Origin of the sequence: Phenylobacterium sp., from assembly GCF_030697925.1 — a bacterium.
GTDB lineage: Bacteria > Pseudomonadota > Alphaproteobacteria > Caulobacterales > Caulobacteraceae > Phenylobacterium.
The window spans coordinates 1-4,017 of the sequence record NZ_JAUYOJ010000135.1; the positions used below are offsets into that span (position 1 = coordinate 1).

The following is a 4,017-nucleotide window of genomic DNA, read 5'->3' on the forward strand; positions in this document are numbered from 1 at the left end:
CCAATCATCGAGCCCGAGATCCTGCTTGATGGGCTCGGCCAGGATCGTGATGATTTGGCGGTCCAGGAAGTTGGCGATGTAGATGCCGAGCAGCAGCCACATTGCGTAGCGGGTGTAGCCGGCCGAGTAGGGAGCGCTTGCAAGGGTCTCGGCGAGCGCAGGCTCGGCCTTTTGAATTAGCGGCGCGTTCATGGGGTGTCCTGGCGGGTTGGCGGCAGCGGGGCGTGGCGGCGGCGTCCACGCGCGCGCGCGGGACGCCGCCGCTGGTCGCGCGGAGTGGGCTATCTCGTTCGGCTGACCGGCGCGCTCAGGCGGGCTGGCCGGCTGTCTGGTCCTTCATCGTCTCGAGCAGGGCGACGACGTCGGCTGGCTGGGCCAGCGGGCGCGGGTTGGCGGGAGCGAAGACCGACTTCACCGCGATCTCGCCGATCCGTTGATAATCGCTCGGCTGAATGCCCACGTCGCTCAATCTGCCCGGCAGGCCCAGTTCCTGGATCAATTGCTCGAAAGCGTCGGCGGCGCTGCGGCCGGCGGCGCCTAGGGCCGCCGAAATGCGGCGCTGCGCGTCCTCGGTGACCGGGCGATTGTACCGCAGGACGTGCGGCATCAGGACCGGGGTGATCAAGTAGTGCGGCACGCCGAACGTCCCGCCCAGGACGTGGCCGATCGCGTGGCTCGCGCCCATGGGGACCCGGGTCTGCAGGCCGAAGGCTGAGAGCCAGGAGCCGTATTGCGCCAGGCGCCGGGCCTCCAGGTCCGTCGGATCGGACTTGCAGCGACGTAGGCCCTCGGCGAGCAGGCCGATCCCCTCCGTGACGACGGCATCCACCAGCGGGGTGCCGAGCTTGGCGCACAAGGCCTCGATGCCATGGTCCATCGAGCGTGTGCCGGATCCCAGCCAGAGGGTCTCGGGGGTGTGGAGGGTGATCTTCGGATCCAGGATGATCGAGTGCGGCATCATCAGGGGGTGATGGAAGACCTGCTTCCAGTCCCGCCGCGTGTCGGTCACCAGCGCGCCGGCGTTGTACTCGCCGCCGCTCAGCGTGGTCGGGACCGCGATCGAGCGCACTCGTGGCGCGCGGAACTGCTTCGATACGGTCGGGGCCCCCGGCGCGCCTGCGGTCAGCTCATAGCCGTCGAGGCCATCCTCCTCGAAGATCTCGTGCTCCATGCACATCGTGACGATCTTGACCACGTCGACCACGGAGCCGCCGCCTACGGCCACCAGGAGGTCGGCCCCCGCCGCCGTCGCAGCTTTGGCGATCTCGACGGCGTTCGCGCGGGTCGTGTGCTGCGGCACGCGATCGAAGGTTCCAGCGTAGCGGTCGCCCAGCTTCGTCTGGATCTTCTCGATCTCGTCGGTCGTCGTGTTGAGCGTATGGCTCACCACGAGGTAAACGCGGGTCGCGCCAAGCCGCTGGGCTTCAGCCAGGACCATGCCGGCCGCCGGCTGCCCAAACAGCACCCGGTCCATCGGTGGAAAGTTCTGAACACCCGCGAGCCGCATCTTCGCTCCTCCCTTTTGTTCCCGGCGCCGCGAATGCGTCAGGCTTTCGCAACGGTAGTCCCAAAGTCGCACTCATAAAAGTATGAAAACAGAACGCACATGAATTTGTGCGGATGAATGCGGGAGCTTCCGGGTGTCCGCAATTGGCGCGGCGAACTCATTGGGTGGGCCCCAGGTACTTGCACGCCTCGGAGGTCGACTGACTCAGCGGAGTCTCTCTAGATCATTGCAAACAGCATCTTGTCGGATCGCGTCAGGGCGGCGCAGCGTTCGCGGTGCGGGGGCGGTGTCCGCTCCGAGCTGATCAAGTTCGGGCCACGGCCCCGTATGTCCGACGTCACAAGAAATGCGGCCTGGCAAGGCGGAGTGGGCACTGTCGAATCGATTCTAGAACTCGCACCGCCATAAACCAGCTGAAAACGCGCTCAGATGTCGAGCCGGGAGCAGATTTTGCGATGCGGGCCGGGGGCGGGCGCCCGCCCCCGGCAAGGGTGGAACGAAGCAGGTGACCATGCTATATGGGTTCATATTCGGCATTTGGTCCCGGCATATTGGTCGGGTCCTGACATATTGGAATGGAGATTGGCTGTGCAGTGGAGCGAGCTTGAGGATCAGGCATGTTCTGTGGCCCGTACCTTGTCGGTGATCGGCGACCGCTGGACGCTGATGATCTTACGCGACTGCTTCCTACGAGTCCGGCGGTTTGACGACTTCCAGGAGCGGCTTGGCATCGGCCGCCCCATCCTGGCCGACCGCCTGAACAAGCTCGTGGACGCCTTCGTGCTGACGAAGGTGGCCTACCAGACCAACCCCACCCGCTACGAGTACCGCCTCACGCCCAAAGGGCTGGATCTCCACCCTGTGATCATGTCGATCGTTCACTGGGGCGATGTCCACATGGCCGGCAAGAAGGGGCGACCGCTCCTGCATGAGCATCTGAAGTGCAATCACCAGTTCGATCCGGTGATGGTCTGCTCGGAGTGCCAGGAGCCGCTGGATCCGCGCGAGGTCCGCACCTCGCCCGGACCCGGCGCGCGCCACCCCCAGCACATGCCGATAGAGCTCGCCGCGAGCCCCCGCCGTCGACCGGCCAGAGAGAAGGCGTCGGTTGTTGGTGAAGCTAAGCCGAAGGCCAGGGTGAAGAGCAAGGTCAAGACGGCGGTCGCTTGATCGCAACCGCGTCTTCGCACTGACGTCGCCGTCCTGACCGCCGACGCTTCGGCCGCGGTTCTGCGTCAAATGGGCCACTGTTGATCGAGCCCTCCGCGGCGCCGCGCTCCGCCCGGTGGCGTAGGCCCCAACTAGAGGGCGGACGGCTACGCCTCCCTTCGCCGGGGGCGGAACAGGCGACGCCGGATCTAGTCAAGCTACGGCAGTAAGAATCTGGAACGTATCGTGTCGGTCCGACCGATGCGGAAGCCTCATGTGCGCGCCGGAAGCGTGGAGCACTTCCGCAGCGCCGCGCCGCTCCGCTCCGCCTTGACGGATGCCAAAAAAGAACGCACTAAGGAGCGCTGGTCAGCGGGCCACGGAAGAGCGGAAACAGCTCGCAGGAACGTCGATGCGGTCTCTCGGCGGTGCGCTCAGCTGCGCTGCCGTAGGCCACGTGGCGAGGTGAGGAAACGATGGGCGAGACCCTGAACGCGGACCTGGATGTTGACAGCGGGTTCGCACCCAAGGCGGTGGACATCAGCTATCGCGAGGATGGCAGCCTTGTCCTTCGCTCTCCCATCGTGGTGACCGAGGGTCAGGTCCAGCTTTGCGAATATCTGCGCCGCTGGTCGCTGGAAGCTCCCGCGCGGACCTTCCTTGCCGAACGTGACGTCGCTGGCGAGTGGCGGCGTGTCACCTACGCCGATGCGTGGCGGCGCGTGCGGAAGATTGCGCAGTCGCTGCTGGCTCGAGAGCTCACCCAGGATCATCCCATCGCGATCCTCACTGGCAACTCGATCGAGCACGCGCTGATCACCTTCGCCGGCATGGCGGCGGGGGTGCCCGTGGCTCCCATCTCGCCCGCCTATAGCCTGCATCCTGAAGGCCTGGGCCGGCTCGCCGGAATTGCCGAGATCCTCAAGCCGGCCATGGTCTTCGTGCAGTCCACGCGAGGGCTGGACCGGGTCCGGACGATTCCCGGCCTGGCGAACGCCGAGTGGGTGAGTGTCGAGGCGGACGCCACGGCCACAAGCTTTGCGGCCCTGGAGGCGAATGAAGCCACGGCCGAGGTGGACAACCGTCTGAATAACCTCGGTCCTGACGACGTGGCCAAGATCCTGTTCACCTCGGGATCTACCGGAACGCCAAAGGGGGTGCCGCAGACGCAGCGGATGCTCTGCAGCGCGATCCACAGCGCGAGCCTGCTTATTCTGGATCATGAGCCGCCGGTGATGGTCGACTGGATGCCATGGCACCACACCATGGGCGGAAACAACACGCTGCATGGAATCCTGCGCGACGGCGGCACGCTCTACATCGACGATGGGCGTCCGACGCCGGAACTCATCGGCCGGACC

3 protein-coding genes and 1 pseudogene are annotated in these 4,017 nt (G+C 65.7%); 2 read left to right on the forward strand and 2 right to left on the reverse strand.

What is annotated here, in order from left to right; genetic code table 11:
• Window positions 1-192 (reverse strand): annotated as a pseudogene (locus Q8Q88_RS12370) (MFS transporter); the annotation flags it as partial.
• Between the two features lie 115 nt (window positions 193-307).
• Complete coding sequence (locus Q8Q88_RS12375; protein ID WP_305675495.1) at window positions 308-1,507, reverse strand: iron-containing alcohol dehydrogenase; 1,200 nt, start codon at window positions 1,505-1,507, stop codon at window positions 308-310.
• 588 nt (window positions 1,508-2,095) lie between these two features.
• Here Q8Q88_RS12375 and Q8Q88_RS12380 point away from each other — a divergent pair.
• Window positions 2,096-2,677 (forward strand): helix-turn-helix domain-containing protein, encoded by a 582-nt coding sequence (locus tag Q8Q88_RS12380; protein WP_305675496.1) that lies wholly within the window; start codon window positions 2,096-2,098, stop codon window positions 2,675-2,677.
• 455 nt (window positions 2,678-3,132) lie between these two features.
• Window positions 3,133-4,017, forward strand: an 885-nt coding sequence (locus Q8Q88_RS12385; protein ID WP_305675497.1) for an AMP-binding protein, incomplete at its 3' end; no start/stop codon positions are given.